Genomic DNA, 24,092 nt, shown 5'->3' with positions numbered 1-24,092 from the left:
GTATACTTTTAGTAACCTATTAAAAATGAGCGTCAAAAAATGAAAAGTCGAGTAGAAACAGATAGTAAAGGGCGAAAAAAAGTTTTAGATGCCTGTACTGAACCCTGTGCTATAGAAAAAGGCATGCGTTTAATTGGTGGTAAGTGGAAGGGCTCGATTATTTATCACTTAAAAGATGAGCCAGTGAGATTCAATGATTTGTCACGTATGTTAGGCGGCGCCACCAAGAAAATGGTCGACCAAAGACTTAAAGAGTTAGAGCAAGAAGGCATGGTGTTGCGCAAAGTAATCAGTGAACGCCCTGTTGCTGTGACCTATGAGCTCACAGAGTTCGGGCGCTCAGCCTTGAGTATTTTAGAAGCATTGCGACAGTGGTCAGAATCGCATGATATTGAATTGAGCTAACATGCAAAAAGGCGACACCTTAATCCAACTCTACAGGCAAGGCAGTGGTGTGTTTAACCTGATCTAACACAAATAAGGTTTGTGCTTCTTTAATTTCAGGAAAACTTCTTAATTCTTTGAGTATAAAACGAGAAAGTTCTTTATTTGAACGCGCAACGACTTTCATTAAGTGGTCATAGGCACCAGAGAGCGAATAGCATTCTAAAATAAGTGGGTGCTCAATCACAGCCAGTTTGAATTTATCAAATGCCGCTTCATTTTTCTGGTCAATGCTCACCTGCACAAAGGCTAATACTCCAAACCCTGCTTCTTCGGCATCGAGTACGGCACTGTAACCTTTAATGACGCCTTTCTCTTCAAGCGTTTTGGTGCGACGTAAACAAGTCGATTCAGACATATGGGTTTCTTTGGCCAAATCAACCATAGACATGCGGCCGTTACTCTGTAGCTGTGAAAGTATTTTTTTGTCTTGCTTCTCAAGCATGGTGGTTTCCGTCATATTTTACCTTTAAGATAAAGGATAACATCAAACTAGATTCAATTTTAGGCTATTTTGACGGCACCCTGCAGACAAAATGGCATAAGCTATTTTTAAACAAAAACACGTTTAAAGAGAGCATCATGACAGAACAAAAGTTTTATCACGTAGGTGAGAGAAGCCCTGAGCAACCCGCAACAACTCAATACCAACCTTCAAAATTTGCTAAAGCAAAGCACCCAGAGCCGTACCGCTTTGAAGTCAACTTAAGTGCAGAAGCAGGCAATATGCAAAGTAAAACCGGTGTGGTTTCGGTGAATATTCCGGGCTTTAGCCCAGTGAAATTATATTGTGACGAACAACCTCCTGTAGGTGAAGATACTGCGCCGCCGCCACTGGCATTTTTCTCGGCAGGCATTGGTTTTTGCTTGATGACACATTTAACCGATATTTTGACGGCACGAAAAATTCAGGTAGATAGCTTAAAGTTAGAGCAGCGCATTGTATTTCGTACAAACTTGGGACACATGCGTGAGCATGGTTACATGACAGATGGCGGCTGTGATGTAGTCGAGACTCATGTGCTCATCGAAAGCCCAGAGCCTGAAGAGAAAATCAAAGATCTATTGGATGAAGCTGAAAATGGCTGTATGGCACACTTTGCGCTTCGAAATCCTATTCCTTGGTCGACACGCTTAGTTTATAACGGTAAAGAAGCGATCAGTCGTTCAGGTGAATAATCTTGATTTACGACAGAACATCAGCCAATGAATAGGCTAGTGAATTAAGAGGCTAACCTCGATTAGCCTCTATGCATTTACTAACTTAATTCTGCCGCTGTATCTTGAAAGATCCCTTGAATGTTATGTGCTTCGCGTTCAGTTTGGCCATCATGTTTTAAAAATGCTTTGATGATAGTTTGCGTTTTTTGTTCTTTGGCGCGGTCTAAAAAGTATCTCAATTCTAATTCTGCACCCGCATTCATGGCAATATCTCGCAACTCCCAGTGACTAACTAGTGCGAGTAAAGGTGCTAAAAATTCATCGAGATCACACTTTGGTACAAATTGAGTAATGATATTCAGCGTTTCCGCTTGTTGAGCAGTAAAATCAGCACCTGTGAGTAACGCTTGCAGTGCTTTGCCTTTACCTAAACGCCTTGCGAATTGAACCGCACCTTGACCACCTGTAGGTATGTTAATGTAAAGCTCTGGTTGCGCAAATGCCGCACTTTCAGTGCCATAGGCCAAGTCACAAGCCATTACAAACTCATTGCCACCTCCTCTAGCCACGCCATCAACTACTGCAATAGACAACTGCTTCATCGCTTTGATGTTTTCAATCATATGATTAAATTCGATTGATGCCGTTTGGCCACCTTGCGTGCCATTAATGACATGTAAATCTAAATGAGCGATAAAAAAAGTGTCATGAAAAGACGTAAAAACCACCACTTTGGTATCTCTGTCATCTTTTAAAGACAGCATGAATGCATTGATTTCGTTTATTAAATCACTGGTTAATATATTGATTGTCGGATTCTAAATTAAAACAGTTGCGACACCAGCTTGTTTTGTAATTGCGAGTTTAGACATGAGATGACTCTTTTACGTGTATTAAGTGGCAATTTGCCGTGTTGTTGAGCACACTTTAAGGTTTAATTTGTTATCTAAAAAAAAGCCAAATTGAATTATAGTGATTCCAATTAGGAACCAATTGGGTGGGTTATGGATCTGGCAAGTCGATTATTATTCCTGTTGGAAGTGTCTGAGTTGGGCAGTTTTGCTAAAGTCGCGGAATACCGTAATGTCAATCGTTCCGCGATTTCAAAGCAAATAACGAAGCTTGAAGAAGAGCTTGAGGTATACCTATTAAATCGCTCAACAAGGGCTATTTCTTTTACCGCTGCAGGGGTTGAGATGCTAAATCAAGCGAAGCAACATCGCACTGTATTAAGTGACTCGAAACGTTTAGCACAGAATTATCATACCGAGCCAAGAGGGGAGTTAAAAATAGCCAGCCCAACCTTGTTTGGACGCCAATATGTTCAGCAAGCCGTAACAATTTACCAAGAGAAATATCCTGATGTCACGATTGAGCTTTTGCTTGAAGACAGGCTAGTTGATGTGATCGGTGAAGGGTTTGATTTGGGTATTCGGATGGGAGAGCCTTTAGAGTCAAATCTGATCGCTAGAAAAATTGCAAGAAATCGCTTACTGTTGCTGTCTTCTCCCGCGTACTTAGCAAAATTCGGTGAGCCAAAAAGCATTGCAGAATTAGAGCAACTACCTGCAGTGGTTTATTGTGCCCCGGCTTCGTCATAGACAAAATCAAGTATATAGATGAAAGCGGTAAGCAAGCGTTTCTTCATTTGAATACGGCTTATAAAGTGAATGAAGCCGAGTTACTGATTAAAACAGCTTTGAATGGTCGTATGCTGACAGCTGCAACCGCGCAAATGCTCGGGGACGAAGTTAAAAACGGTGAACTTACCCCAATAATGACAGGTATAGAGCTCAGTAATTACGGTAACTTCTTTGCTGTTTATCCACATAGAGATTTGGCATTAAAAACTCAGCTATTTTTAGACATACTCACTGATATTGTTGGAGCGCCAACACCGGTTTGGGCAAGTAAAATTCCAGGCTTTAATAAAATGTATGGTTTTGATGAGCTTTAAAACAGAAAAAGCGCACTGTAGGGTAGTGCGCTTAATTTCTGCGAATGGTGAAGGGGTTTACTAAATGCAAGGACTAGTTATTGGTGAATGCAACACCGTTTCGACCCTTCAATATGTTAAACGCAGCTGCTATTAGAAAAGATCAGTTAATTTAAAAAAATCTTTAAGATTCTTGCTTAGCACTATGCTTTTCCATTTTATAGCTTAGGTGCGACTCGCCCCTGAGTTAATTGCTCAAGCAGCTTTGCGATTTCAAGCACTTTCATATCTTGGTCTAAGTCACCAATAATACTTACAGCAAACGGCATCCCGTCTTTTAACCCCATAGGGATAGTGATGCTTGGTGAGCCAGTTACGGCGGCAAGTGTTGAGCTGCTACCTGTAAATTTGTCTCCATTGATCGGATCTATTTTCCATGCAGAGCCAACACTCGGTGCAATAATGGCATCGAGTTTATGTTGTTTAAATATTTCCTTTAATTGTTGCTTAGCGTATTTGTTTATCGCAGCGACAGCTTGTTTGTATTTAGCTTCGTCATTTGCTTGAAGTGAGGCAAGTAAGAGCTCTTGTTTTTGATCGTTCAATTTTTTGTTGTATTCAATTAGTTCAGGCAGTGATTTAACACTGACACCATCGCCAGTATTTGCTAAATAAGCAGTGACGCCATGATTAAACTCGTACAACAGTACATCAAATTCAGCTGGAAATATTTTATCCATATGGTTGAACTGGATATCGTTAACGATAGTTGCACCCGCTGAACCCAAGCGTTTTAAGGTGTCTTCAAATTCAGCTTTATAAGCTTGATTAAACTGGTTTATGCCTGGAATAACTCCAATGCGTTTACCCTGCAATGAATTAGTTGAAGGTGACTCTTTGTGAGCATACTCCGAGATTGCTAAATAAGTAAGCTCAGCATCAGTCACGGTTCTTGTAATAGGGCCTGCTGTATCTTGAGAATGCGCAATCGGGATGATCCCTGTTTGGGAAATATGATGAATACTCGGCTTAAAACCAACAACGCCATTGAGCGCGCTTGGGCAGTGAATTGAACCATCGGTTTCTGTACCAATACTGACTAATGCTAGGTTACTAGATACTGCCACAGCAGAGCCAGAGCTAGAGCCGCAAGGAGTCATAGTTAGGTCGTAAGGATTCTTTACTTGACCACCGACATGGCTATAACCACTCGAGCTAGGTGAAGATTTAAAGTTTGCCCATTCACTTAAATTTGCTTTTCCTAAAATGATTGCGCCTTCTGAAAGCAACATCTCAACAATAGGTGCATTTTTGCTTGGGTAATGATTTCGCAACGCGAGCGCCCCGGCAGTGGTTGCCATTAACTTGGTATCTATGTTGTCTTTTAGTAAAACGGGTACACCAAATAAAATGCCTTGTTTTCCATTTTCTTTGTAGTGTTTGTCTTTGCTCAAAGCTTGCTGGTAGGCGTCGGGATTGACAGTTATCACTGCGTTTAGTTGAGGGTTATGTTTTTGTATGTTGCTTAAGTAATACTGGGTAACTTCGGCAAAAGTAAACTGACCTGCTTTTACCCCTTGATGAAGCTGGTTTATTGTCAGCTCAGAAAAGTCTTTTGGTTGTGATAGCGCTGAGGTTGAAATTAATAAAGACAGCACGACCATGCAGTTTTTTATCATGAATGTATTCCTTTTAGGTATTTATTCGATGGTATCTGATGGATTTTTAAACTGCAATTGTTCTAGAAAATTTAATAAATGTATTAGACCAATATATTTTGTAAATAACTTTGGATAACAGTAAAAGCTAAGTAATAGGTTTTTAGCTACTGTTTTGCGTTAAGCCGAGTTTTTATTTTACAAATACACGCTGAGACTTAGTACTTTTAAAGCCTTGCTGTTCATAAAATAGATGGCTTTCTAGTCGAGTTTCATTGCACCGAACACGAACTACCTCAGTGACTTGAGATGTCGCAAACTTAACTAAGTTTTTACCAATGCCCTGACCTCTATACTCAGGATTTACGACCAATCCACCAATTTCATAAAAGTCATTTGATGCTAGTCGGCGTGCATAAAATAGATGTATCCAACCGATTATTTTACCTTTTAGTTCGGCGACAAAAATCTGATCAGCTTCAGAATTCAGTAGTGACAGCAACTTTTCTGAGGCCTGATTTTCAGATAATCTTTGATACCCTAGATGTGTTGATACAGAGTTTATCTCTTCTGCATCATCAATTACTGCAAGTCTGAAAATGGCTTTATTCATATATTAAACTCTTCGCTAAAATTCTGGCTACTTTTGGCAAACTCACGACATAGTTGATCAGCACGTTTCAATAACGTTGGAATTCGGTGTTTACCATGCATATGTAAAATATGCTGTTTTGCGACTTGTGTTGAGTCAGTGCTGGTCACATAGAGGGGTTTATTACTTTCTCCTCGATATATCGCATGTTCATCACCAATATCTGAAAAGGTTTTTTTCGCAACTCCTACAACAGACGATTCACCACGAAGGGCATCAAACACATGTTTACCTAAACCGGGCTTTTGATTAGCATCTAAATAAACATACCCGTCAACAACAATGGTATCTGGTTTAAGAGCATGGTCAGACAGCACTTTTAGGATACAAGGCAACTCTCTTTTGTAAAAAGCGCCTGGTTCGTACTCTTCGACATGGTTTACAACTGTTGTGTATTCCTTGAGTGGAGACTCCGCATGCCAATTTTCAAAGGCCACACAAGCAACAAATGCTTTATCGTTAGTGTATTGCACATCAATGGCGACGATCATGAAGGTATCCTACATTTAAAGCTTTTAAATAGGTATACCTCTGAGCAATTTCAAGAATCAATAGCAGGAATATATGCTTTAGGTTCAAAGGTAATGGTTTAAAAGAGCTATGCTTATGATGTTATGGAGTCACATACTTAAGTAAATCCTCCCATCACCCGTTCATAAGATGAATCATTCTAGCGGTTAAGGAAGAGCCTAGAGAAGCAACGCTAGGCTTTTATTCCTCACAAGGCACTGCAAAATCCACATGATAGTGCTCATCATGTCTTACCCATGAGCGTTTTGTTGAAAACTGTATGTGTGTTTTAAGGTAATTCCCATATTTGGTTTTGAACAAATTGGGCTGTAAATTTGGATCAAAAATAACTCGCCATAAGTCTACGCCATGTTTTTTTGACGACTTGTGTAATGCAACTAGATGTGCAGAAAACGCGACATAATCTATTTGATACTCATCAAATTTACCTTCATTACCAAATTCAATGTTATAACCAAATTTGTTAAAAGGGTGGGTAGGAAGGTGAACTGATTTACCATTCTCATTTAATACGGGAGTCATGAAATCTACAGATAAACCATTTTGATGTGTTTTATGAGGTCGAAACTTTCCACCGTCAACAAAGCCTGTTTCTGCATACTTAAATACTTTGTCAGGTTCGGATTTTTCTAAACGAGAATAAGCATCAAGGATGATATCTTTGACTTTTGAGTGCACGTATGTGCGCCCAGCTAATCTTGCTATTTCACTATAACCAACAAAGTTACTGCCTGCTTTTGGTAGCTGAACACCATTTTGTAAACTACCGTTTGATGTCGTGCCATAGCAAACGCTTGAACTGGCCAAAGGCGAAAAGGTGCTCAAGAGAAAAATAGAGCATACTGATAGCGTTTTGAGTTTATGTAAAGCGGTTAAAAAGAGAGTGTATAAATCCATTTGTATGTCGTTGTTTGAAAACGTACTAATAGTCTAAACACCTAATCTGAATGCAGTTTTAATTTACCACTTTGCAAACCGCTCCAATAAAAAGTCTATGGCTAGGCGTGCCCTGAGCGGCATAAATTGCTTGTTCTGATAAACAATCCAGCTGGTTGCGCCTTTAATGCAATATGAGTCTAAAAGCGGTACCAGCTTTTGCTGTTCGATTGATTCTGTGAAGGTGCTTTCGGGCATATAGGCGATACCCAGACCTTGCTCGCAGGCTTCGCGTACCACATTGGCGTTATTGCTGCGCCAGTTACCAGTGACTTTCACACTTTGTTTGGTACCGTTGATATTAAACGCCCATTGGTCGTTATTGGCGATAATACAGCGATGGCTTTTTAGTTGGTTGGGATGGTTTGGTATGCCATAGGTTTTGAGATATTCAGGGTTGGCAACCACCATCATAGAGCGGCTAATTAACTTACGGGCGATGAGGTTTGAATCATTCAATTCGCCATAGCGAATAGCAAAGTCGATACCGTCTTCAACAAAATTAACCAGTCGAGAATTGAAGTCTATTTCAATATTGAGCTCGGGGTGCTGTTTGGCAAATTCCATCAGAGCAGGGGCGATGTAACTTTCGGCAAACCCACCTGCAGCACTGACTCTAAGCGTGCCAGATAACTGATATTGCTGCTGGCTTAATTGTTCGTTGGCTTGTTGTAAGCCAGTGACGAGTTGCTTGCACTGTTGGTAGTAAAACTCGCCATTTTCAGTAAGGCTAATTTGGCGTGTGGTACGTGCTAAAAGACGCGAGCCTAAGCGTTCTTCTAAGCGAGAAACTTGTCGGCTGACATGGCTGGTGGAGCAGTTTAACTTTTTTGCAGCCGCTGAAAAGCCACCGCTTTCGGAAACAGCCAGAAACTCAAAAATACCTTCAAAACTGTCCATCACTACTTTGCCTATTTCGTAAATATTTGCAGGTGTTATTTAACAATCACTTATCGTCAGCTTTGTATTTGCTAGTGCAGTGGAAAGGCTAGGCATCTCATTTTTTAATACAAACATAAGTGGCTGTTAGAAGATGAAGCAATTGATGCTCCTTTAGAGCTTAATATCCACTTATGATGCTCAGCTCAAATCAAAAAAATGGTCAAAACTCTGAATAAGCCCATAATGAAAACGGCAATCATAAAGTAACGAACACCTTTATGTCCTTTAAATGTGGGAATTATAACTGATGTTTGCATCAACCTCGGGCAAAAACCATATGTAATACTTATAATGAATCCACTAGTTAACATAATTAATAAACCTGTTATAACTAGCTCCATCATTACTCCTGCGCTTCAACTTTTTCTATTATATCACTCATTGTATCTGTGCTTTAGATATTGTGTTAGCTTTTTCTAAAGCACCACCTACTACTTTAACATAAACAACTTTAAGTAGTTGTTTAAAGGCTAAGCAATAGGTTTGCATGAAACGGATTAAATCAATTTTAGGTTTTTAAAGAAAGAAATAGAAAAGCGATCTTCCTGTGGGCAGCGCCGTATCTTATTAGCTTGAATCAATTACTTGTATTGGTTGTTGCTAAATGGCAAAAGAGTTTCACAGATTTAGCTAATTATCATTTGCTGGGGAACAATATACAGTATCCATATCGTCTTTTTAGCAGTTTGCACAAAAGCATCAAACAACTTTATGACAACACTGAGTTAAGGTAATCATCATGAAAAAAGTACTTATTCCAGTCACTAATCACGCAACACTAGGCAGTACAGATCAAGCTAATGGTACCTATGCACCAGAGCTAACGCATGTTGTTGATGTATTAAATGCGAATAACATTGGGTTTGATATTGTCTCTATTCAAGGTGGTAAAGCGCCACTTTATGGCACCGATATTGAGGGTGACGAGGTAAATAATAAGGTATTAGGTGACGCGTCATTCCAAACGCAGATCAACAATACCGTGCCTATCTCTCAGGTCAACGTAGACGACTATGATGCTATTTTCTACCCAGGTGGCTTTGGTTTACTGTCAGATTTAGCAAGCAATGAAGAAGTCGCAGCAATGGCAGCCAAGCATTATGAAGCGGGTGGGATCATTGCGGCAGTGTGCCACGGCCCAGCTGCATTATTGCCAATTACACTCAGCAATGGCGAATTATTAATTGCTGATAAAGAAGTCACTGCATTTACCCGAGAAGAAGAAGTCGACTTTGGCACCATCAATGATATTCCTTTCTTATTAGAAGAAGCGTTAACGCGAAAAGCGGCTCAATATAGCAAGGTGCAACCTTGGAATGAGTTTGTCATTCAAGACGACCGTTTAGTGACAGGTCAAAACCCAGCAAGTGCCCATGCGGTAGGTGAGTTTTTGGTGAAATTGTTAGCTGAGTCATTGGCTAGCAACATCTGTAAAATAAGGAATGATTTATGATTAAAGTACATCATCTTAATCAATCGCGTTCAACCCGCGTGTTATGGCTGCTAGAAGAGTTAGGTATGGCATATGAAATTGAGAAACACGAACGCGATGCGGCAACGCGTTTAGCGCCCGCAAGTCTAGGTAAAGTACATCCATTAAATAAAGCGCCGATCATTGAGCACAATGACATAGTGATCTGTGAGTCAGGTGCAATTATGGAATACATTCTTGACCAAGACACAGAACAGCGTTTACGCCCAGAAAAAGGCAGCAAGGCCTACTATCAATATGTAGAGTGGTCGCACTTTGCAGAAGGCTCTTTGGGCTTACCTGTGATCACAAGCTTGCTGATGCAAATGGAAGAGCGCAGTGGCACAAACCCGATGGACGGGTATATTGCCAAAGAACTAAATCTAGACTTTTCATACATAGATTCGGTACTTGCTCAGCAAGTCTACTTTGCTGGTGATGAGTTCTCAGCAGCCGACATCATGATGACAGTTACACTTGAAATTGCAGGTAGTCTAAACTTGCTAGAAGGCCGCGAAAATATTGCCCGTTATCTGACAAACGTACAAAGTCGTGAAGCGTATTTGAAAGCGCGTTCATTCGGTTAAATCGCAGTCAGTTAATTTTTAAAGCGTGCGTTACATTGTTTGTCTCGCACGTTTTTATTTGAGTGGACTGCTTCAGCATTTATTCATTCTAAGTAGTGACAATAAGTAATGGGTGTCTGTTGTTATAATAGGTACTTTGACGGTGCATAAACCGTTATTAATCAATGAATGGATTGAATTACTTTATGAATGCCCTAAAAGCGGTTTTTCTCGCCTTTCTTACCCTTAGTTTTAATGCACTTACGCTAGATAAAGCGCTGCAAGCACAAACTCAAGTTGTAAAAAAAGCTTTTCAACAAAACGATGTTGAAGCAATCTCTAAGTTGGTCGCTTATCCCCTTAATAGAGAACACCCGATCCCAGCAATCAAAAACGAAGCTGAATTTATCAAACGATACAAAGAAGTTTTTGATGACGCACTTATAAACTTAATTATTAACTCAGATACTGAAAAAGACTGGAGTCATATGGGGTGGAGAGGCATCATGCTGTCACATGGCGTTGTTTGGATTGATGCTTCAGGGTTTATATCAGCTATAAATCACCAATCAGCAACAGAGGCAGTGATGAAAAAGGAGTTAATCAACCGCTCTAAACAAAAAGTACACGCTAGCCTCCAAGGCTACAAAAAATCAATACTGGCCGGTAAAACTAAAAACAGAATTTTGCGAATTGATGAACTCGATGATGGCAGTTACAGGCTGGTATTGTGGGCGCCAGATAAAACGCAAAAAGATGCACCTTCTTTAGTGCTTGGGGCCGGAGAAATGAACATGGAAGGCAGTGGCGGAGGTTATTCTTTTATGTTTGAAAAAGGCAAGGAGCAGTACCTGTGCTATGTATTTATGGATCATACGCCGGATTCTCCAAGTATTGCTTTTGAGATTCATGAAGGCAACGACATTAAAGTCATGGAAGGTGTTAAAGAGAAGATAAAAGCAAATTAAATTGAGATTGGATTAATAATGATAAACGCTGAATATGATGCCATTAACGCTTCGGGCGAGAGAATTAAACTGAATATTGAAGTCCGCGCTCCTGAACTTGACCCTTTACCCGGAGGCGATTTTCGCTGTAAGGTGCGCATTCAAGCTCTGAATATCGATGAATTTGCATATGGTGTCGACGCACTTCAAGCTTATTGTTTAAGTGTTAAATTACTGAAAATACGACTAGACGAAAAACAACAACAAGGCTGGCGGTTTTACTTTCCAGGTTACAGTGACCAGGCTATCGACTTTAATGAAGGCTACTTTTAATGAGGTCATTTTTATCTTTTTGAATTTCGACATCATGCACAAAGATGTGCTGACAAAGCGATTTGTGAGCATTTAAGTGGTTGTTTATTAGACTATCCTGAAGTATAAATATAGGTACTATTGATATGGCTTATTTATCTACATCAACAGTCAAGTTATTTAGATAAGGACAATTATATTTAGCTTCAAAAATTAGTACTTTTACAGCTTCAATAGCATGTTCTTTGTTTGCTGCATCTTTACTTTACCATGAACACCTCTTTAGTTTATGTGGTATTGAACAAAGCAACTCTGCACTTTTTTCGGTCGAAGAATGGCAATACTGTTTTTGGGTTTAGTTATACTGTTGCGGGTTTGTAGAAATGCTGAGCATTCAGAGTTAAGAAAGGCAATAAGCATAAGTATGCGATTTCAATGTGTGTTCTTGCGTGGACGTTTTTGAGTTTCAACAGAGGCAGGCTGGACCGGGCATTTTGCTGGCGGTCATGATTAGATTAGCAGTCTCATTTTTATATCTAAAGGTATTGCTGAGCCATAAACCAATAGTAGTTGATTTATTAAAGGGAGCTTAAATGACAGTCTTAAAATTAATTTTTACTTTATTTGTATGTACTTTTTTTTCGAGCACTTTTGCTACTAGTGCACTCGCAACGGAAGTGACTCGAACAGAGCAAGAGCAAAATAATTTAGATAAAGCTTTATATTGTATGGAGATACTTGAGAACCGAAATGATCTCAAGCCCGCTAAACGCCTTGAAATTTTGAAAGCAGATTGCATTGTTGAAAACTATATTCAACACTCGCCCCATGTGCAAGATGGTCGAGAAGCATTATTAGCCATTTTTGCTAAGCGATATAAAAAATTTCCGCAGTTATCAATGTCAGTAAAGCGTGCCGCATCAGAGGGCGATTTAGTTTGGTTGCATCTTCATGTAAAACGCACTCCTGATTCACTTGGCTCAGCAGTTATGCATGTGTTTCGCATGGAAAATGGCAAATTTGCAGAGCATTGGGGGGTAAGCCAACGAGTACCCGAAACTTCCAAAAATAATAATACGATGTTCTAGCTTCAATTAAGGCTTGTCATTAATTGAAAAGTACGGCTAGATAAAGTGTGGGCTTAAATAATAATTTGATAAAACTAATAAGGAAACGGTATGTGGGACCTAGTTTCATTTATGTTGGGTCTTGTGGTCTTCATGTTCATTATAAATTACATGTTTGAACCGCAAAAGATAATTGAAGACTTGAAGTCGATGAAAGGCTCAAATGCAAAAATTGAAGCGCTAGAAAAAAGAGTCGAAGAGTTGGAACGTACAGTTAAAACAATAAAAAATAAAGAGTTATAATAGTAAGAATCAAGCTTAGTAAATTCGGTACATAACAGATTGAGCCTGATTGAGACGTTCCATAACAAAAATATAGAGGTAAAATGGCTGTTTTAGAAATTCTAAAAACTCCAAATGAAAAGTTAAAAGTAGTTGCAGAGAAAGTAACTGACGTTGAGTGTGTACAAACTTTGATTGATGACATGCTGGATACTATGTACGACACCGACGATGGTATTGGTCTGGCGGCGACTCAAGTTGGCCGTAAAGAAGCCATCATCATCATAGACATTTCTGAGGGAAGAAACGAACCGTTAATTCTGATTAATCCAGAAGTGCTGGGGGGATCTAACAGAAAAATGGGGCAAGAAGGCTGTTTGTCTGTCCCAGGATATTATGCTGATATAGAGCGTTTTGCCTCTGTTCAAGTAAAGGGCTTAGATCGAACGGGGGAAGAAGTTGTTGTTGAGAGTGATGACTTTTTAGCGATCGTGCTACAACACGAAATTGACCATCTAAAAGGTAAGTTATTTATTGATTACTTGTCGCCTTTAAAGCAAAAAATGGCAATGAAAAAAGTAAAGAAAGCGATTAAAGCGGCTTAACAGCTTTGAGTAAACTTGCGATTATATAGCCTGTTAAGCGAGTAATCTTGAATATCTGAAGCCTAGATGTTGTTTGAACATCAAGGCTTTCTTCTTAGTAAGCTACACCCATTATTTTGTTGGTGCGTGTAGTTTTTCCAATTTACATTTCGAATGCGACGGCATAATCGCTGGCTGAAATACGGCTGTTAACTTGTTCATCAGTAATAAGTTGCTCTGCACTGCTACGATATTAGCTTATCACCCGGGAAAATCTAAGTAGGAAACTCAGCGGTATCAATTACAGAGATCAAGCTCATGCCACTTTCGCAAGATTTTAAAACAGAGAATAATCAATTTTGGTGGTGTACTTATCAAGAAGTTTTCAATCGCCTGTTGTGCGCGCTTTTATCGATTTTGTGGCTGACCTTTGGCAAGAAGACATAATGCCTTGTTAGTAATCATTATTTCTCAAGACTGGTAAACTGATTGTAAAACACGTGCCTTTGTCAATTTCACTCGAAACTGATATGTCGCCGCCATGGCTTTTAATAATTGTCAGGCAAATATGTAAGCCTAGACCGGTTCCTTTGCCAACAGGTTTAGTGGTAAAAAACGGATTGAATATGTTGTTTTGAGTTTCATCATCCATACCACAGCCATCATCTTCAATTAGAATTTTGATAATGCTATTTTCAGATAATAATGTAACGTTAATGGTGCCTTGCTTTGTAATAGCATCAGCGGCATTGAGCATTAGGTTCACTAAAACTTGTGCAAGTTTGGTGGCTGACCCATTTAATGTTTGCTCTGTGTTTAAGTTTAAGTTTAAGTTTAAGTGAATTGACACATTGCTCGGCAAACTTGGACGTACTAAATTGGTCGCTTGTTCTATTAGCTCTTTTACGACTATTTCTTCAATATGATTGGGCATATCATGGCTAAAGGCCCGTAAATCTTTGACTATGGTTTTTACTCGTTTTAATCCCGAATGAGAGCTATCGAGTAGCTCTGGCAAATCATTGAGAATGTAGTCGATATCATATTGTTCTGAATATACATTTAATTGTGGCATCTTATTTTTAAGCTCATTTGCATGCTCAATAAATGCCTTCATATCACTAATATAGTCTTCTAAGGTCTCTAGATTAGACATTACATAACCGATAGGGTTGTTAATTTCATGGGCAACGCCGGCAGCTAACTGACCTATTGAAGCCAATTTCTCATTTTCAACTAACTGTACCCGTGTTTCTTCAAGTCGTACTATGGTGTCTTGTAATTGAAGGTTTTGTTGTTCAATCTTTTGGTTTGCTAATTCAGCTTGTCTCTTCTCTTTTGCCAAATTATAAAAAGAGCTAGTGAGTTTTTGCGAAATTGTTTTGATCTCTAAGGGGGCATTATCAAAGGATAGAGAAGGGGCTGCATTGTCTGACAGACTAGAAAGAAGTTTCAGAGGTTGGATTATCCTTCTACTATTCCAAATGCCGAGTAAGGTCAAGATAGCTACTGTAAATACGGTTACCGTAATAAAGCTAAAAACTAATTGTTGTTTTTGTGCCTCAAAATCATCTCGTTTTCTGTCTGAGAGTACTTTGATTTGCTGTTTAAGAGACTCATATTCTTGAATGAGACGAATGGTTTTGCTGTCAATTTCTTCTAGTAAAGAGAGCCATCCTTCCGTTTCTTCTGGACCAACAATTGCTGCTTGATTTACTAAGGGTAGTGCACTATTCATATGGTTTTTTAATTGAGTCAAAGGCTTAGCAATATGTGTTTGACTGAATTCTAAATTTTTTAGCTTCTCCTTTATTTGTATGCCTTGACGCTCAATTCCCATAACCAAGTAGCTTTGACGGTTGTTAAAAAATAAATCTACTGTAGTGAGCCATTGGCCTAACATACTCTCTAAGTGATTGATTTGACCTTTTTCTATCTCTATTTGGCTTAGCTCAGTTTGTGTTTGTGAGCTCTGATAAAATTGTAAACCCAACACACAAAAAGATAGCAGGCTGATAATAAAGCAGCTCATAACTAACATTTGGCTTTGAACTGCTATTTTCATGGCACCTCGTTTACTAGAGATTGATTAATAGAATCTAATTCTTTCTGCCAAACAATTTGTGTGACTAACAGAGTCTTCATCGCGCATTTTAGGACACTGTCACTGAGATCTCCTTGATGCTTTACTTGTTCATAATAAGCAGTGCTTGGCCTGTTATTGTTAAAATCATACAGCAGCATTAAGCCGTTTAAAGACTTGCCTTGGAATACACTTTTAGCAATAGATGTTTCTAAATACTTTCTATCACTATGTCTGCATCGCTGAAATTGGAAATCAATTATTTTCATTTCCAGGTCTATGGCCCATGCGATTTCGACTAACCCCCATCGAGTTTGCTCAGAACGCACGTGCACAAAACCTTGGGTCATTCCTTTTGCTTCAATGACATATAAGGTATGTCTTCCTAATTCGCCAAAATGTAAGGGCATGCCCGGTAATTGCTCAGACACTTTGATACGAGTTCGAGCATCTATGGTCCTCACAATCGAGCGGTAGCTTTGATAATTCGGATATAGTTTACTGATCATTGCAACTGGATCTCTTAAGCCACAGTATGCTTCGGCCCAAAGGTATGGACTTGATAGCAATAAAATCATAAATATAAGAATACGCATACCTTCTCCTAAAAGCGCCACCTGAACTGCGCCATGAATTGGCTGTTATGCTGCTTTAATAAACGTGTGAATTGAGCACTTACACTGATTCTAGGTGTAATTGCATAGTCTGTGCCTATGATGAAATCTTGCCGAGTAACTTTTTTACTCTCTTGATATCGAATTTGCGTGTAAAGCTCTAACGTATTGCTCGGGTTGGTTCTATTAAGTTCTAAGAAGGCTTGCGAATAATGCTGTTGTTGGCGTTCTCCTGACTGTAGTTCAATTAGCATTCCCCATAGTTGATAATAATAAGCAATATCGACAGCTATGCTCTGGCGCTCTAGTAAATTAATTTTGCTTTTATTAAGAGACACGCCATATTGAAAGTTTTGGTGAGAGGGGACACCTAAATACCCTGTGAATACAAAAGAGTTGTTTTGATTGGTAAAGTCTTGGCCGCCACCAGTTGTTAATGCAAATTCATATTCATAGCCTTCATACTGTTTATTGAAACTTAGCCCCCAATCAGCTTTTGGACCTAAATTAACACCGTGGTTGTACTGTTTGAGTGTGCCGTTGGTATCAATGCGGTATTCAGAGCCATAAGGGAGCTCTAAATGACCCACTTTTATATTCGGCAAATCACGCCCTAGGCCTGTGTAATTGAAATTAAAAATACGGGTGACAATTTCGATATCGTTTTCGTCTGAGAAAAACCCTGGGTGAGGGCTGAGATTATCTATTTTTGTAGCGTAAAGCTGCATTATTAACGTACCAATATCTCCAGACTGACCGCTGATCACGTTATGGTAGTCAAAACCTAAGGGGGTCATGGACCCAACATTGTCGAGGTTATGGTTATAAACCATACGGGTGGCTAAATCGAAAGAAAATCGAGCGTTTGATTGCGCATATGTGCAAAAGCTGGCTATACACAGAAGCACGGATAAAATAATTTTGTCCATAGTCTAGCTTCTTTTCAAGCGAATATAATTTAAGCATAGTCGAATATGCAAATTTATTGGTTTTTAAAAATCTGCACAGCTAAACCTATTTAGATTTTTTGTTAAACAGTCATTTTTTATTTTAAAAATCTTCTGCAAGCATACCTGCATTTTCATTTAGTCTTTATCGCAAACTTTATTTTTTCGCAATCAATGTGTGTATAAACCTAGGTAAGCCTTATATGGGAAATTTATTTACTAAGTTGTTTTAATTTCAAAAACAAGTCGCTGATCCTGCGTGTTAATAAGCTTTGATCAGTGTTTGGCACATGATCTAAATGCAAAGATAAATAAGGCTCTGTGGGATAAAGCTTGAGTAGGGTTTTATTTATCTCTGATATTATTTTTTTAGATCTTGGCGTACTACTACAGGCGATATGTCCGGCAATAAACATGGGGTGATTACTAATGGTAACTGAAGCAATATCAGTATCATCTTTAGGATAATATTGTTTAAAAATAGTGGGGTACGCAATTAAGAAATCGATGCGATGTCGCTCAAATAACTTGATCATGGCATCATATGCATCACTGCCTGCACGAGCGAATATGTTTTCATTTTTTAACTGTTGTATTTGCTTATCTAATTCTTTTCCATAAGACCTGCCAGTTTCAATCGCAAGACTCGCCATCGAGTAGTGATTAAAAAGTCTATTTAAACTAGCCAACTCGCCGCTTTCAGTTAACATATTTTCTAGCAGAGGTGTGAGGTCTTTAAAGTAATAAAGACGATGACTGGGATACAAGTGCACAGGATAAGAATAGAGGTTGTAAAGTAGGCGCCCTTCGGTTTTGATGCGGTTTACCGCACAGATGGTTTTGTCTTGCTTGAGCAAAGAATCAATACGGGCTATAGGGGCGATTTTTAGCTCAAATTGAACGTTCTCTAAATGTTTAAATAATAAGCGGTAAGAGTCACTGGCAATATCGTTTCGGCCATCTTTGTAAAACAGCTCAAGATCCTTTATATCATCACTCAGCAATGTGACCTTATCAGCCTTGGCGATAAATGACATCAACAAGAAGATAAACAATGATAGTAAATACTTCATAAACACCACTTAAGCTTAATTTCATCAATTATAGTCAATAAATACGATAACTGATAAAGCGCTTTTAAAACACGCTAAAAATACCATGTGGTGTATTTGCACTAACGAGATATGACTATAATATCTAGACTTTTGCGCACTTAACAGGTTTTAAGTTTTTTTAACACCTTTCTATAATATCGCAGCTTGTTTCACTACAATCGCATGGCGCTTTGCCAACCTTAAATGATCTTTGTCGTAACCGCCGCCGATCACAGTGGCTACTGGCACCCCCTTATTTTTGCAGGTTTTAAGCACTAAGGCATCGCGTTTTTCTAATCCTTGCCATGAAATATTGAGCTTTCCGAGAGTATCTTGCTCCCACACATCAACGCCTGCATCGTACAATACTAAATCGGGGTTCAGATCTTCAATTAAGCCCGTTAAGGTTTCTCGCACAATATGCAAATACGCAGTGTCTTCTAAATGGTTTTCGAGACCGACATCTAAATCACTGTCGTACTTTCTAAATGGGAAGTTTTTTTCACAATGAATTGAGCAGGTAAACACATAAGGGTTGTGTGTTAACATAGCAGCGGTGCCATCACCTTGGTGCACGTCTAAATCAAAAATCAGTACATTATTTACCTTACCTTGCTGAATAAGTGTTGTCGATGTAAACGCAAGGTCATTCACCATGCAATATCCAGAGCCAAAATCATAATGGGCGTGATGGGTGCCACCGGCAAGGTGGCAGGCTATGCCATGTTCAAGAGCTAGTTCTGCGGTCTTTAATGTGCCAAGTGGTGCAGTAAAAGTACGCGCCATTAGTTGTTCAGACCACGGTAAACCAATCCGACGCATCGCTTTGACATCGAGTTGGTTACGCCACAGATCCCAAACATAGTCTTCGCAATGAACTAACTCGAGTGGCGTAGGCGAGCCAAGTTCTGGTTGAACTAAGTTCTCGCCAATTAAGCCCATGCTTTTTACTTCATTATATAAATTAGCGAATTTACTCATCACAAAGCGGTGTTTAGGATCAAAACTAAACGAGTAATTTGGATGATAAACAAGCGGTAAACGGGTGTTGAGCGGGCTATGATTTGAGAGCATTAAAGACGATACTTAGTTTAAATTGCGATAATTTTAACTGATATACGTATAAGGTAATAGTTGAGATTATTATCTGTACCTACAGGTTTTTTTACACCTTGGTTTATGCAATCATGTTGGCCTTATTTTTCAAAGTGGCAAAGATAAATGGAACTGAATTTCTCTGACTTTTCTGGCAATCAAATCTATCACTTAATGACGCAAAGCATTATTCCGCGTCCTATTGCTTGGGTGTTAACTGACTCAGGCGAGCAAAGCTACAATCTTGCGCCATTTTCTTATTTCACAGCGGTGTCGAGTGCGCCGCCTCTGATGATGTTTTCGGCTGGCAAAAAGCCAACAGGCGAGATTAAAGACACAGTTAAAAATGTGATTAATACCAAACAGTGCGTTATTCACATTGCCTCAGAGCAAGACGCTGATTTAGTCACAGCCACCGCTGCAACTCTCGAGCATGGCGAGTCTGAAATCGCCGCCAACGACATTGAGCTGGTGGAGTTCGCAGGCTATGGTCTACCTCGCATTAAAAGCTGCCATATCGCTTATGGTTGTGAGTTATATGAGGTGCAACAAATGGGCGAAGCACCGCAATCGTTGGTATTTGTAAAGGTGAAAACTTTATATGTGAACGATGAAGTAATTGAGTTGGATGCCAAGCAACGTTTAAAAATTCATGCCGATAAAATCGCTCCGCTGGCGCGTTTAGGTGGAGGGGAGTATTCGGGTATTACAGCGCCTTTTGCGATGACAAGACCGAAATAATCAAAGATTAATCTAAATAACGTCGATTGAATTGGTTATCAAAAAAACAAGCGCAGCATCACACTGCGCTTTTTTGTTGGGAGGAACTTTTATGGGGGAGAAGTTAGTTAAGCGGCTCGCGGTTTTAATGCTTTTTGTACTTTCAAGTTTGCCCATCTCTTTTCAAGGACCAAGATGGTAAATAAGTAACACAGCACCACAATGCTCGGTTGTAATACAAAGCTGTTCTCAGGACTGATGATAAAAGCGACGGTGCATAAAACGGTTCTAACAACTGCGTGCGCCACACAGACCTTAATCTTACAAATTGCACCATGTACTAACCACATTAAACCCGACTGTACAGCAATCGCAAATGGCAGGGCGTAAGGATTTTGCATTGCAAAGGTAATACTGATTGAAAAGGTCAAAAATGTCATCGCAACCGCGGCTAAAAAGATGGTATCGAATGGGTTACGCTCAGCGCCTTTTTTAAACTGTACGTCTTCACCGGTTAACTTTGCGAGACCTAAACCCAAATATACAATTGAACCTGTACCAATATAAATCGCCCAAGTTTGCATATGTAACGACAAAGTCATACCGGTAAAAATCAGCAAGCTCCACACAATCATGCCAGCCAGTGGTACAGCCAAAAAGCGGCGGTTTTTATAGTTTTGTAAATGTGTTTCTAGGTTAATGGTGTTCATGGCAATCTCCGTCTGTTGATGGAGTAAGTATGTCTAGTAGGTAGGGTGTTTATCAGTGAGGTTTGTCACGACGTTGCATGACAAATGTCATTGCTGCAATATACATATATACTTCAAAAGTAATTGACGCTCTCAAAGGAAAAGATAAGAAAAATGACAGCTCAAAATACAGCAACAGCATCTAAGTGTATGAATTGCAGTACCCCTATTTCGGGTATGTATTGCTCTCATTGCGGACAGAAGCATATTGAAGGAGGACTCACAGTTGGTTTTTTTATTAATACTTTTATTGATACGTTGACCAACACTGATACGCGTATTTTCAAAACATTCAGAGACTTATTGATTCGACCTGGACATGTCGCAAAGCTATATGTTTCAGGAAAACGTAAGCAGTACGTCAATCCGTTGAGACTATGTTTTGTGATTATTGGCCTTTACCTTGCACTATTAGCTTTGACAGGGGGTATCGCTGCTCTAAATGAACATGCAGTGAATCAACAGCATTCTGGTATCAGTGAATTCGTAAAGGTTTGGCAAGAGGTTTATATAAATCATCGCATTTTAATTTACCTTGGCGCTTTACCATTCGCGGCCTTAGTGATCAGATTTTCTTTTTATAAATCGGGTTATAACTATATTTCAACTTTAATTATGCTGTTATATACCAGCACACTCTATTGTTTGTATGGCATTGTGATGGTAGCAGTTTTTAAGGCCTTTAGCTTAGATTATTTTTCTGAGTATAGAAGACTGGTAGAAAGTGCTATTGGCTTAACCGTATTTTACCAGTCTGCAAAAGTTTTTTATGGCTGGAGTTGGTTAAAAGGAATCATCTTCGTACCATGGATCTTCTTGAGTTTGTTTTTTTCCGCTTACTTGGCAGCCTTCATGATCACTTCGATCATTACTTTGTTTTAATTTTGGGTAATTTAAGGCGTGCCGCTTTGGTTTGTTATGTTAGTATCTAGGTTGGTATAGTGCCAATTTGCGTATTACTAAGGTAAAGCCCTGTATTGAGATTTGTAACTGTGCCTGAATATTTTCTTTTATAAAATAGCAGTTTAATCGCTCGGAAGTATTATACGAACTTTTAAAGGAACTAGAATCGATGAAATTAATAAATATAATTTTTTATGTGGCGATGTTGCTTTCAACGTCAGCTTTCGCGGCTTCAACCTCTTCAGAAACAGCAAACAGTGTCACAGAAATTGTCGATATACAGCTCAAAGCCTATAACGCCCGCGACATTGACGCGTTTTTAGCAACCTATCACAAAGATGTAGAAATACACTATTTTCCAGAAGGTCTTAAATACAAAGGTATTGATAAGCTTAAAGAGGAATATGAGCTGATGTTCAGCAGATTAAGCTATTTAAATGCTGCAATCACAAACCGCGAAATTCAAGGTCGTTTTGTTGTCGATACTGAAGAAGTAACCGCAAAGTTCATGTACCAAGGCAAAGAACACGAAAACAAGTTTAAAGCGATTGCTACCTACGAAGTTGAAGATGGTTTGATAAAGCGAGTCTTGTTTTTGAAATAGCAAACTGTGTATTGCCAAGTGTTGAAGTTGTGCCACTAAAAGACAATAAAACAGCACCTCCTTAATCCAGATGTCTAACAGTCATGAATATTTATGAATTGATAACCTATAATGAAGGTGCCTGCTTTTAATACTTATGTTCTAAATCTTATTCATGACGACAAAACTGGTTTTTTCTTCGTGCCAATAAACGGCAGAGTTACAATTCATATAAAAGTATATTACCTCCTGCGGTTCAAGTATATTGATACTGTAATTTGGTTCAAATTATCGGGTTAGTGACACCTGATTTCAGATAATAAGAGCGATACTAATAGAAAGGTATAGTAGATTAAACCAATTGTCATAAGTGCTTCGATCTTCTCGCTATAAAAACAAGCAATGCCACCAAAAGTTATCAGCATTTGAACTATGCAAAACACACCAGATTTCTTTCCTTCCGGAACTGAAGTTTCAATCTCTGAAATTGCCAAAAAAATGCAATGCTGCCTTGCAATGGTATATTGTGAGTTAACAAGAAATCGAATTCATGGAGAGTACTGCCTTCAGAATGCGTATGATTTTTCAGTTCGCAGGCGCAAAGTATGCGTACCACTTCGAATGTCTTGAAGTTACATCAAAAAGGATAACTATGAAAAACATCACAAAAATAACTTTGGGTCTATTGTTCACTGTACTTTTCGGATACTTTGCTCTCTCATCAGAGCAATTATTTTATGCAGGGCAATCAATTGAACGAAAGCTTGCAGGTCTCAGTGTCAAATCAATAAAGATTGATGAGGGAGAAGTTGCTTACCTAGAAGGCGGAAAAGGCGACGTGATCGTTTTTCTTCATGGCTTTGGCGCGAATAAGGATAATTGGGTCAGGTTAGCTAAGCACCTCAAAGATGATTATTCCATAATAGCGATAGATTTACCTGGGTTTGGCGATAGCTTTAAAAAGATGGACCTGAAATATGATGTTGAGTCTCAAGTTAGACGAGTAAATGAACTCATCAATCAATTAGGTATTGATAAGTTTTATATCGCTGGAAATTCAATGGGAGGGTACATAGCTGGAAACTATGCAATCAAATACCCTGAAAGAGTAACTGGTTTATGGTTATTGAATGCGTTAGGGGTTGAATCTGCCGACGAAAGTGAAATGTTTAAAGATATTTCAAATAATAAAAAGCCAATCGTACTTGTGCAGGACAAAAATGACCTTCAAAAACTGACGTCATTTGTCTTTCAACGTCCACCTTACATACCTGAATTTGTTATTTCTGAGCTGGCTAAAAAAGCCGAGAAAGATTACCAGATTAATCAGAAAATATTTTATGAAATCCATAAACAAGACAAGAGCAAAGTAAAATTTGCTTCTCCCTTAGACCGAGGGCTAGCCAAGTTTAGTAAACCTGTGTTGATTACATGGGGAAAACAAGATCGCGTGCTTCATTACTCAGCGGCAAAGGTGCTTTCTCAAATAGCGCCCCAAGCTGAAATGGTTGTTATGGATGATATTGGACATTTACCTATGATAGAAGCGCCCAAGGCCACTGCAAAACAATTTATCTCTTTCAGTAGTCGAAATTAAATCATGTGTATTTGTACCTTCTTCTAAGTCTATGAATTAATGAGGTGTTCTATCAAACGTTCCTACTTAATTTATTTTTCGCATTTATCGAGATTTATTCGGTCTAGTGCATTCAGTAGCGTGTGCTAAGAAGGTATTAATTTGTAAATAAACTACAGTTATTAAGCGAATTAAAAAAGCCTAGATATCATTTATCTAGGCTTTTTAGTAAGGGAGAT

The 24,092-nt window shown here is 39.0% G+C and carries 28 protein-coding genes; 15 read left to right on the top strand and 13 right to left on the bottom strand.

Features of this window, described 5'->3' with window-relative positions; genetic code table 11:
- Positions 1–39 precede the first annotated feature (39 nt).
- Positions 40–405 carry a helix-turn-helix domain-containing protein gene (locus ABMY35_RS11570; RefSeq protein ID WP_349286344.1) on the top strand — a complete coding sequence of 122 codons (366 nt, stop codon included), beginning with the start codon at positions 40–42 and terminating at the stop codon, positions 403–405.
- Between the two features lie 19 nt (positions 406–424).
- Here ABMY35_RS11570 and ABMY35_RS11565 read toward each other — a convergent pair whose 3' ends face one another.
- Entirely contained in the window at positions 425–904 is a 480-nt protein-coding gene (locus ABMY35_RS11565) for an Lrp/AsnC family transcriptional regulator (protein WP_349286343.1), read from the bottom strand.
- A 122-nt stretch (positions 905–1,026) separates the two neighbouring features.
- On the opposite strand from ABMY35_RS11565, the gene ABMY35_RS11560 reads away from it, so the two are divergent.
- Positions 1,027–1,623, top strand: a complete 597-nt coding sequence (locus tag ABMY35_RS11560) for an OsmC family protein (protein WP_349286342.1) — start codon at positions 1,027–1,029, stop codon at positions 1,621–1,623.
- Positions 1,624–1,703: 80 nt separating this feature from the next.
- On the opposite strand, the gene ABMY35_RS11555 is transcribed toward ABMY35_RS11560, so the two are convergent.
- Positions 1,704–2,408 carry an enoyl-CoA hydratase/isomerase family protein gene (locus ABMY35_RS11555; protein WP_349286469.1) on the bottom strand — a complete coding sequence of 235 codons (705 nt, stop codon included), beginning with the start codon at positions 2,406–2,408 and terminating at the stop codon, positions 1,704–1,706.
- A gap of 201 nt (positions 2,409–2,609) precedes the next feature.
- On the opposite strand from ABMY35_RS11555, the gene ABMY35_RS11550 reads away from it, so the two are divergent.
- Both ABMY35_RS11550 and ABMY35_RS11545 read left to right on the top strand, forming a co-directional pair.
- The gene (locus ABMY35_RS11550) at positions 2,610–3,206 is read left to right on the top strand and encodes a LysR substrate-binding domain-containing protein (protein ID WP_349286341.1); all 597 of its coding nucleotides are present in this window, start codon (positions 2,610–2,612) and stop codon (positions 3,204–3,206) included.
- A gap of 65 nt (positions 3,207–3,271) precedes the next feature.
- Positions 3,272–3,562 (top strand): hypothetical protein, encoded by a 291-nt coding sequence (locus ABMY35_RS11545; RefSeq protein WP_349286340.1) that lies wholly within the window; start codon positions 3,272–3,274, stop codon positions 3,560–3,562.
- A 197-nt stretch (positions 3,563–3,759) separates the two neighbouring features.
- On the opposite strand, the gene ABMY35_RS11540 is transcribed toward ABMY35_RS11545, so the two are convergent.
- The 5 genes from ABMY35_RS11540 to ABMY35_RS11520 all read right to left on the bottom strand — a co-directional run bounded on the left by ABMY35_RS11540 (position 3,760) and on the right by ABMY35_RS11520 (position 8,218).
- Positions 3,760–5,220 carry an amidase family protein gene (locus ABMY35_RS11540; RefSeq protein ID WP_349286339.1) on the bottom strand — a complete coding sequence of 487 codons (1,461 nt, stop codon included), beginning with the start codon at positions 5,218–5,220 and terminating at the stop codon, positions 3,760–3,762.
- Between the two features lie 172 nt (positions 5,221–5,392).
- Positions 5,393–5,812, bottom strand: a complete 420-nt coding sequence (locus ABMY35_RS11535; RefSeq protein WP_349286338.1) for a GNAT family N-acetyltransferase — start codon at positions 5,810–5,812, stop codon at positions 5,393–5,395.
- Positions 5,809–6,342: an endonuclease V gene (locus tag ABMY35_RS11530; RefSeq protein ID WP_349286337.1), complete on the bottom strand. Its 534-nt coding sequence runs from the start codon at positions 6,340–6,342 to the stop codon at positions 5,809–5,811. Before ABMY35_RS11530 ends, ABMY35_RS11535 begins: the two co-directional genes overlap by 4 nt.
- Before the next feature lie 220 nt (positions 6,343–6,562).
- The gene (locus tag ABMY35_RS11525; RefSeq protein WP_349286336.1) at positions 6,563–7,279 is read right to left on the bottom strand and encodes a penicillin-insensitive murein endopeptidase; all 717 of its coding nucleotides are present in this window, start codon (positions 7,277–7,279) and stop codon (positions 6,563–6,565) included.
- 63 nt (positions 7,280–7,342) lie between these two features.
- A complete protein-coding gene (locus ABMY35_RS11520; RefSeq protein WP_349286335.1) occupies positions 7,343–8,218 on the bottom strand; it encodes a LysR family transcriptional regulator in 876 nt (291 codons plus the stop codon).
- 781 nt (positions 8,219–8,999) lie between these two features.
- Between ABMY35_RS11520 and ABMY35_RS11515 the strand changes: the two genes are divergently transcribed.
- The 7 genes from ABMY35_RS11515 to def all read left to right on the top strand — a co-directional run bounded on the left by ABMY35_RS11515 (position 9,000) and on the right by def (position 13,510).
- The gene (locus ABMY35_RS11515; RefSeq protein WP_349286334.1) at positions 9,000–9,713 is read left to right on the top strand and encodes a type 1 glutamine amidotransferase domain-containing protein; all 714 of its coding nucleotides are present in this window, start codon (positions 9,000–9,002) and stop codon (positions 9,711–9,713) included.
- Positions 9,710–10,318 carry a glutathione S-transferase gene (locus ABMY35_RS11510; RefSeq protein ID WP_349286333.1) on the top strand — a complete coding sequence of 203 codons (609 nt, stop codon included), beginning with the start codon at positions 9,710–9,712 and terminating at the stop codon, positions 10,316–10,318. Before ABMY35_RS11515 ends, ABMY35_RS11510 begins: the two co-directional genes overlap by 4 nt.
- 185 nt (positions 10,319–10,503) lie before the next feature.
- Positions 10,504–11,265: a hypothetical protein gene (locus tag ABMY35_RS11505; RefSeq protein WP_349286332.1), complete on the top strand. Its 762-nt coding sequence runs from the start codon at positions 10,504–10,506 to the stop codon at positions 11,263–11,265.
- Between the two features lie 18 nt (positions 11,266–11,283).
- Positions 11,284–11,577, top strand: a complete 294-nt coding sequence (locus ABMY35_RS11500) for a hypothetical protein (protein ID WP_349286331.1) — start codon at positions 11,284–11,286, stop codon at positions 11,575–11,577.
- A gap of 572 nt (positions 11,578–12,149) precedes the next feature.
- Complete coding sequence (locus ABMY35_RS11495) at positions 12,150–12,644, top strand: nuclear transport factor 2 family protein (protein WP_349286330.1); 495 nt, start codon at positions 12,150–12,152, stop codon at positions 12,642–12,644.
- A 90-nt stretch (positions 12,645–12,734) separates the two neighbouring features.
- Positions 12,735–12,926, top strand: coding sequence for a hypothetical protein (locus tag ABMY35_RS11490; RefSeq protein WP_349286329.1), 192 nt, complete (start codon positions 12,735–12,737; stop codon positions 12,924–12,926).
- An 83-nt stretch (positions 12,927–13,009) separates the two neighbouring features.
- A complete protein-coding gene (def, locus tag ABMY35_RS11485; protein ID WP_349286328.1) occupies positions 13,010–13,510 on the top strand; it encodes a peptide deformylase in 501 nt (166 codons plus the stop codon).
- Positions 13,511–13,943: 433 nt separating this feature from the next.
- On the opposite strand, the gene ABMY35_RS11480 is transcribed toward def, so the two are convergent.
- From ABMY35_RS11480 to ABMY35_RS11460, 5 genes are all read right to left on the bottom strand, one after another.
- Positions 13,944–15,554: an ATP-binding protein gene (locus tag ABMY35_RS11480; RefSeq protein WP_349286327.1), complete on the bottom strand. Its 1,611-nt coding sequence runs from the start codon at positions 15,552–15,554 to the stop codon at positions 13,944–13,946.
- The gene (locus ABMY35_RS11475; RefSeq protein WP_349286326.1) at positions 15,551–16,168 is read right to left on the bottom strand and encodes a hypothetical protein; all 618 of its coding nucleotides are present in this window, start codon (positions 16,166–16,168) and stop codon (positions 15,551–15,553) included. The genes ABMY35_RS11480 and ABMY35_RS11475 overlap by 4 nt, the downstream gene beginning before the upstream one ends.
- Positions 16,169–16,176: 8 nt before the next feature.
- A complete protein-coding gene (locus ABMY35_RS11470) occupies positions 16,177–17,115 on the bottom strand; it encodes a hypothetical protein (protein WP_349286325.1) in 939 nt (312 codons plus the stop codon).
- Between the two features lie 230 nt (positions 17,116–17,345).
- Positions 17,346–18,206 carry a hypothetical protein gene (locus tag ABMY35_RS11465; protein ID WP_349286324.1) on the bottom strand — a complete coding sequence of 287 codons (861 nt, stop codon included), beginning with the start codon at positions 18,204–18,206 and terminating at the stop codon, positions 17,346–17,348.
- 171 nt (positions 18,207–18,377) lie between these two features.
- Positions 18,378–19,301: a histone deacetylase gene (locus tag ABMY35_RS11460; RefSeq protein WP_349286323.1), complete on the bottom strand. Its 924-nt coding sequence runs from the start codon at positions 19,299–19,301 to the stop codon at positions 18,378–18,380.
- 147 nt (positions 19,302–19,448) lie between these two features.
- On the opposite strand from ABMY35_RS11460, the gene ABMY35_RS11455 reads away from it, so the two are divergent.
- Positions 19,449–20,063, top strand: coding sequence for a flavin reductase family protein (locus ABMY35_RS11455; RefSeq protein ID WP_349286322.1), 615 nt, complete (start codon positions 19,449–19,451; stop codon positions 20,061–20,063).
- A 107-nt stretch (positions 20,064–20,170) separates the two neighbouring features.
- Here ABMY35_RS11455 and ABMY35_RS11450 read toward each other — a convergent pair whose 3' ends face one another.
- Positions 20,171–20,752 carry a hypothetical protein gene (locus ABMY35_RS11450; protein ID WP_349286321.1) on the bottom strand — a complete coding sequence of 194 codons (582 nt, stop codon included), beginning with the start codon at positions 20,750–20,752 and terminating at the stop codon, positions 20,171–20,173.
- 153 nt (positions 20,753–20,905) lie between these two features.
- Between ABMY35_RS11450 and ABMY35_RS11445 the strand changes: the two genes are divergently transcribed.
- The 3 genes from ABMY35_RS11445 (at position 20,906) to ABMY35_RS11435 (ending at position 23,874) form a co-directional block, all read left to right on the top strand.
- Complete coding sequence (locus ABMY35_RS11445) at positions 20,906–21,673, top strand: DUF3667 domain-containing protein (RefSeq protein WP_349286320.1); 768 nt, start codon at positions 20,906–20,908, stop codon at positions 21,671–21,673.
- Positions 21,674–21,863: 190 nt separating this feature from the next.
- Complete coding sequence (locus ABMY35_RS11440) at positions 21,864–22,298, top strand: nuclear transport factor 2 family protein (protein ID WP_349286319.1); 435 nt, start codon at positions 21,864–21,866, stop codon at positions 22,296–22,298.
- 631 nt (positions 22,299–22,929) lie between these two features.
- Positions 22,930–23,874 carry an alpha/beta hydrolase gene (locus ABMY35_RS11435; protein WP_349286318.1) on the top strand — a complete coding sequence of 315 codons (945 nt, stop codon included), beginning with the start codon at positions 22,930–22,932 and terminating at the stop codon, positions 23,872–23,874.
- The last annotated feature ends 218 nt before the right edge of the window (positions 23,875–24,092 follow it).

It is taken from the genome of Pseudoalteromonas sp. BZB3, assembly GCF_040104455.1.
In the GTDB taxonomy this organism is placed as follows: Bacteria; Pseudomonadota; Gammaproteobacteria; order Enterobacterales; family Alteromonadaceae; genus Pseudoalteromonas.
Note: the sequence above shows the minus strand (reverse complement) of the source record. Positions and strands in the feature narration are given on the sequence as shown.